At 70.6% G+C, this 6396-nt stretch carries 3 protein-coding genes and 1 pseudogene; 3 read left to right on the forward strand and 1 reads right to left on the reverse strand.

Going from position 1 to position 6396, the window contains the following annotated elements:
* Positions 1 to 169: 169 nt before the first annotated feature.
* The 3 genes from ACWCQ6_RS35080 (at position 170) to ACWCQ6_RS35090 (ending at position 3179) form a co-directional block, all read left to right on the forward strand.
* On the forward strand, positions 170 to 1147 hold the full coding sequence (locus ACWCQ6_RS35080) for a tyrosine-type recombinase/integrase (protein WP_451096245.1): 978 nt from the start codon (positions 170 to 172) through the stop codon (positions 1145 to 1147).
* A 130-nt stretch (positions 1148 to 1277) separates the two neighbouring features.
* A complete protein-coding gene (locus tag ACWCQ6_RS35085) occupies positions 1278 to 1874 on the forward strand; it encodes an ArsR/SmtB family transcription factor (RefSeq protein WP_451096247.1) in 597 nt (198 codons plus the stop codon).
* A 33-nt stretch (positions 1875 to 1907) separates the two neighbouring features.
* The gene (locus ACWCQ6_RS35090) at positions 1908 to 3179 is read left to right on the forward strand and encodes an MFS transporter (RefSeq protein ID WP_451096249.1); all 1272 of its coding nucleotides are present in this window, start codon (positions 1908 to 1910) and stop codon (positions 3177 to 3179) included.
* Between the two features lie 69 nt (positions 3180 to 3248).
* Here the strand turns inward: ACWCQ6_RS35090 and ACWCQ6_RS35095 are convergent.
* Positions 3249 to 6302, reverse strand: a pseudogene (locus ACWCQ6_RS35095) (Tn3 family transposase).
* Positions 6303 to 6396: the final 94 nt, after the last annotated feature.

Consider the following 6396-nt stretch of genomic DNA (forward strand, 5'->3'; position numbering starts at 1 on the left):
AGATCTGTCAGCCCTGGTGGGCGGCTGACGGAGCGTCGGCGGCCGGACCCGTCTGAAGTCTTCCCGCAGATAACGCCCTATTATCTGTGGCATTGCTGATCACGACCTGCGGCGACGTTCTCGGGGCCGTGCGTGAAGCGGCCCCGTTATCTGTGGCAAGGGGGAAGCTGTGCCCGCCGTCATACGACTGCCCGTCGGGAAGGCGTTGACCGTCCGCGCGGCAGCCGACGTGTTCCTCGACTCGCTCGACAACGCGAACACGCTCCGGTCGTACGGAATTGGCGTCGGCAAGACCGCCGAACACCTCGGCGAGGCCCGCCCGCTCGCCACCGTCGCGGACGACGAGATCGGCGGCGCCCTCGAACGGCTGTGGGGCGAGGCCGCGGTCAACACGTGGAACGCCCGGCGGGCGTCGGTGCTGTCATGGCTGGGCTGGTGCGCCGAGCGCGGGTACGACGGCCCGGCTGTCCCGGCCTGGGCGAAGCGGATGCCCCCGCCGGACTCGGAGACCCCGGCCCGCTCGAAGATGGCCGTCGACCGGCTGATCGCCCGACGCGACGTCCACCTCCGGGAGAAGACGCTGTGGCGGATGCTCTACGAGACCGTCGCGCGGGCGGAGGAGATCCTCGGCGTCAACATCGAGGAGCTGGACCTCGCCGCCCGCAGGGCCCCGGTGAAGGCCAAGGGCGCGAAGCCGCGCACCCGACGCCGCGGCGCCCCGCGCGAGGACTACGTCATGGAGCCCGTGTACTGGGACGCCGGCACCGCCCGCCTGCTGCCCCGGTTGATCAAGGGCCGTACGCGCGGGCCGGTGTTCGTCACCCACCGCAAGCCGGGCCCCGGGAAAGTCGTCAGCCCGCGTGACGTGTGCCCGGATACCGGGCTGGTCCGGCTGTCGTACGGGCAGGCCCGCGCCCTCCTGGACGCGCGCACGGCTGTAGGGGGTGTGACGGGAACGGGCTGGGACCTGCACGAGTACCGGCACTCCGGCCTGACCCACCTCGGTGAGGCCGGGGCCAGCCTGCCGATGCTCATGGCGAAGTCGCGGCACAAGAAGCCGGAGAACGTGCGGCGTTACTTCCACCCCTCGGCTGAGGCGATCGCCGAGGTCACCAGCCTTCTCGCGCCCGGAGACAGCAGGCGCTGACCTCGTCAGCGCCAGTCAAGTCGAGCTGAGCTGGCTGTCTCCGGTCCCCTGCGCATAAAGCCGGGCTGCTCGGCCATCCAACTCTGAAGCGGTTATTGCGAAGTTTTCACTTCATACCTACGGTAAGCGCATGCGACCGAAGCACGAGCCTGAGCAGATCACCGACCTGGCACGGTTGAGGGCGTTCATGAACCCGCTGCGGATGCAGCTGTACCGGCTGCTGTACGCCGCGGGCACCGCGACCGCCTCTCAGCTCGCCGAGCATGTCGACGAAACGCCCTCGCTGGTCAGCTACCACTTGCGCAAGCTGGCCGAGCACGGCTTCGTGACCCAGGCGAGTAGTGGCCAGGGCACCGACGGCCGCGAGCGCTGGTGGCAGGTGGCATCCGAAGAGGGCTGGGGCTTCCGTGACTCGGACTTCGCGGACACGCCCGAGGGAGCCGCCGCCGTCGGCGCGGTGACCCGAGGGATCTTCGACACCCGCGTCGCCCAGTACCGCACGTACCTCGACCAGAAGTCCGCCTGGGGGAAAGCGTGGACCGACGCGTCCTTCAGCTCCGAGTGGCTGCTCGACCTCACCCCGGCCGAACTCGCCGAGATGAGCGATGAGCTTGAGGCGCTGGCCCGGCGCTGGCGGGAGCGGGGCAAGGCCGCCAAGGCGGCCGACGACACCGAGGACCGCGAGCACGTGTCTGTGCACCTCTACGGCTTTCCCTTCCGGCCCTGACTCAGCCGAATTCCCGACGTACTGGAGCCCACCATGGCCACCCCAGAGACAGTCCTGCCCGAACACGCCGCGACACCGGCCCACCGCGACGGCAACGTGTTGCGCTGGCTCACCGCCTACACCGTCTCCCTCATTGGCGACAGCGTGTACTTCGTCGCCCTGGCCTGGTCCGCCCAGAAGGTCGCCGGTCCTACCGAAGTCGGCCTCGTCATGGCCGCCGGGGCAGTACCACGAGCGTTACTCATGCTCGGTGGGGGCGTGGTGGCCGACCGGTTCGACCCCCGCCGGGTGATTCTCGGCAGTGACATGCTGCGCTGCCTCCTCATCCTGGCCGTGGCCGCCGGTATCGCACTGACGGCTCCGGCCTTGTGGATCCTGGTCACGGTGGCGCTCGTCTTCGGCGCCGTCGACGCACTGTTCGTACCCGCTGTCGGTGCTCTCCCGCCCCGGATCACCGCCCCTGACCAGCTGGCCCGGGTCACCGGCATGCGCTCGCTGTCGATGCGCCTCAGCCAGATCGCGGGCCCGCCGATCGGCGGCCTGGCCATGGGACTGGGCGGACCCGCAGCCGCCTTCACCGTCGCCGGACTGCTCATCGCCCTGTCCCTGCCACTCTTGCTGACGATACGGATACGGCCCCTCGGGGCGCCCGACGCGGAGCGGCCGGAGCCCGGCACAGCGCGGCAGGACCTGCTCGACGGCCTGCGCTACATCCGCCGCCACCGGCTCATCGGCCCGCTCGTCGCCGCCGGCGCCATCTGCGAACTCGGCCTCACCGGCACCCTCAACGTCGGCATGGTGCTCCTCAACGCCGAACGCGGCTGGGGTCCTTCCGGCTACGGCTGGATCGTCAGCAGCTTCGGCGCAGGAGCTGCGGCCAGCGCCGCGCTGCTCGCGATCGCCGGTTGGCTGCCGCGTGCCGGCCTGACGATGGCCGGCACGCTGCTCGTGGGCTGCGCAGGCGCGGCCACGATCGCTCTGGTGCCGACCCTGTGGCTCGCCGCGGTGCTGGCCGCGGTCATCGGACTGTGTGCGGGCGTCTTCGGCAGCCTGGACAACGCCCTCATACAGACTGCGGCGGACCCGGCCTATCTCGGCCGGGTCACCTCCGTCGTCATGCTCACCATGGTCGGTCTCGCCCCCCTCAGCTATCCGCTGGTCGGTGCCGCCATCGGAGCCTGGGGCGCCGCCCCGGTGTTCGTCGCCTGCGGCATCTTCGCCAGCCTGGGCGTGGCCATCGCCCTGGCCTCCGACGCGGTGCGGCACGCCGAACTGCCCCGGCAGCGGCCAGGCGTGACCATCTAAGCAACCCAACCGCAGCCCCGCCGACCAGCCCGCAGCAGGGGCTGGTCGGCGTCTCCCGATGAGCGGCGGTCACTCGCCGTCCACGACATCCGGATCACGCAGTGGTCGCAGGCCTCCGGGCAGGTCGGGGAGCTGGAAGGAGTAGCGGCCGAGCATGTTGATGTGGTGCCGCACGAATGGCGAGAGGCGGGCCACGTCCTCGTCGCGGACGTCGAAGCCGTCCGCGCGCAGCTGGTTTACCGCGGCGTCCGTGTACCGCGTCGTGAACAGCACGAGGGCGTTGAGGACCAGGCCGAGCGCGCCGAGCTGGTCTTCCATGCCGTCCTGGTAGCGCTGGTAGAGCTGTCCCGAGCGGCCGTGGAAGATCTTCCGGGCGAGGGAGTGGCGGCCCTCCTGGAGGTTGGCCTGCACCTTGATCTGGCGGCGGTAGCCGGGTTCGTCGGCCAGACGCAAGATGTGCAGGGTCTTGGCGATCCGCCCGTAGTGGGCGATCGCGTCGCCGAGCGGGGTGGGGCGCCCGTCGCGCGACAGCATCCGGATTACGTCGTACGCGCGCACCGCGCCGGTGTGGATGGAACCGATGATCCGGAGGATGTCCTCCCAGTGCCGCTCGATGCGGGCGAGGTCGACCCGGTCGCGGGCCGCGTCCTGGAAGGCGCCGTAGTCGGCGCTGCGGTCGATGCGCCACATCTTCTGGTCGGGCAGGTCGGCGAGCTGCGGCGCGTACGCGAACCCGGCGAGGGTGAGCAGTCCGAAGACGATGTCGCTGTAGGAGGCGGTGTCGGTGACGATCGTCTCGGGGCGCTTGCCGCCGTCGCGGTCGTAGAGCACGTCCAGCACGTACAGGGAGTCGCGCGGGGTGCCGGCCACCACCTTCCCGCCCAGCCCCGCAGCCTGGTCATTGATCATGTTGAGCCAGGTGGCGCCGCCCCGGCGTCCGAAGTACTTCGGGTTCGGCCGCGCGTACACGCTCGGCACCGGCACGACGAACCGCATGCCGTCCACGGAGGCCACCAGCCCGCCGCCCCACGCCTGCGCAAGCGGGATCGATGCCTGGTAGTCGATCAGCGCCGCGTTCGCGGCACGGTACGTCGCCAGGCGCAGATAGGTCTGGTCGACGTGCGACAGGCGCCCGTACTTCAGCGCGTCCGCAGAGCCGATGACCGGGGTGTAGCCAACGTTGCACGCGTGCGCCACCAGCAGCGCGGCGATCGTCACGTTCAGGTCCTTCAGCCTCGCCTCGCCGCCGGTGACGGACGTGAACGCCTGGTCGGCACCGGTCCACGAGAACACCTCCAGCAGGACCTCCGGCAGGTCGACCCGGGGCAGCATCGCCTCCACAGCCTCCCGCAGGTCGCGCAGCGAGGCCGGTTCGGGCTCCGGCTCCAGAGCGGCGAAGTGCAGCCGTCCGTCGTCGTCGAACACGATCTGGGAGTTCGCCGGCACCCGCCCGGCGACCTCACGGTAGGTGCCGTCCAGCAGCGCAGCCCGCGCCGCCAGGTGCTCGCCCGCCTCAGCAGGCAGATTGAGCGAAGCCAGCACGGTGGGCTTGGCCTGCTCCCACGCCGCTCCGTCCAACAGCTTCGCCCGCGGGTCGCCCCACTTGGAGGAGTTCTTCGCGAACACCTCCCGCCGGCGCAGCATCCGGTGCAGCTGCTCCAGCACGCAGAACGCGTACGCCTTCCAGTCCACCGTGCCCGGCTCCAGGTGCGGCGCCGACAGCACCAGGCGCCGCCACGACCCGGTGAGCAGGCCGGTGTCGATCTCGGCAGGGCCGACCTTCTTCCTGCCCATCAGGTCCGGCAGGGTCTTCAGCGCCCTCAGGACCGGCAGGCCCTCCGGCGTCGCCCCGAAGTCGACGACCTGGACCAGGAGCCCCAGGAACGGCCGTACGGTACCGAACCTGGTCAAGAGCTGGCTCCGCCATGCCTCGTCCGCATCGGAGTCGAGCGGCGGGGTCAGCTCGAACAGCGCGGCAAGCGCGGCGGCCAGCTCGTCACGCGGCACGACCTGCTCGATCTCCGCCCACATCGCCTCCAGGGTCTCCACCTTCGGTGGGGTGATCTCCCCGCTGTCGGTGTCGACCTGCTCGCTCGTGGTGTCGAACACGACCTGGAACGCGGCGGCCAGCTTCGCGCCGGCCCGCTCCACCCTCGGCAGCGTCTTCAGCTTCTCCTTCGCAGTCTCCCGCTCCGCCCTGGCCAGCAGCTTCGTCGCGATCAGCACCTCCAACAGGTCCAGGGCGTCGTCGACCGCGCGGGTCGCCAGATAGACCGCGGTGGCCAGTAGCGTGGCCAGGCGCCGCGAGGAGCCGTGCCGACGCAGCAGCGACGCCTTGCCGTCCACCCCGTACCGCGACAGCTCCGCCAGCCGCCGCGGCGGTGGCGGACACGTCCACCTCGGCCATACCGAAGTCGGCGATCTCCGCCGCCCGCGCGAGTGCCCATTTCAACTGGGGCCCGGAGATCCGGACCGGGCCCCGCCGCAGCCGGTCCAGCTCCGACACCCGGGCCCCGGCGGCACCGTCAGCAGCGAGTCCAGCACAGCCCGCTGACCAGTGCTCAGCAGCCCGTAGAGGGTGTCCCACAGCCGCTGGTTCGCCGCCTCCCGCAACGAGGTCACCAGCCGGGCCAGCGTCGTCACCCCGGGCAGCAGCACCCGACGCTCCCGCAGCCACCCCACCGACGCATCGAACAGCGCCTTCGGGCCCTCCCCGGTCGTCCAGGCCCGCGCGTCCACCCACACCCGCAGCTCCGCCTCCGCCTCGGCGAACTCCGTGTACTCCAGAACGCGCCGCAGCTCACGAACGTGATCGAGCCGGGTGTTCTCCCGATCGCCGTACGTCTTCAGCACCGACGCGTCCGCGATGCCAAGCTGCTCGGCGAGATAGTCGGCGACCTCCGCCGGCACGTCGGTTGGGTCGTCGAGGAACACCCCGAGATACCGCGCAGTCGTCAGCTGGGCCGCGAAACCCAGCCGGTTGTACGCCCACCGCTTCGGCTCGATCAGCGCCCGATCCGCGTCGTCCAGGAAGAAGAACCGCTCCAACTCCGTACGCGACGGCGCCCCGTCGTACGCCGCGTATGCCGCAGCCTGCGAATCCGTCAGAAACTCGACCGGCACCCCGGACCTCCAGACAGTCAATGATCAACACGACTGCCGAAGGCTCCGCCCCAACAGAGCCCCAGGTCAAAGCGCTCTCAGGCCCGCGAAGGGC

The sequence above is a fragment of the Streptomyces sp. NPDC001880 genome, assembly GCF_053594575.1.

Coding starts and splice junctions, on each gene's coding strand:
- ACWCQ6_RS35085 (WP_451096247.1), top strand. CDS start 1,278: ATGCGACCGAAGCACGAGCCTGAGCAGATCACCGACCTGGCACGGTTG.
- ACWCQ6_RS35090 (WP_451096249.1), top strand. CDS start 1,908: ATGGCCACCCCAGAGACAGTCCTGCCCGAACACGCCGCGACACCGGCC.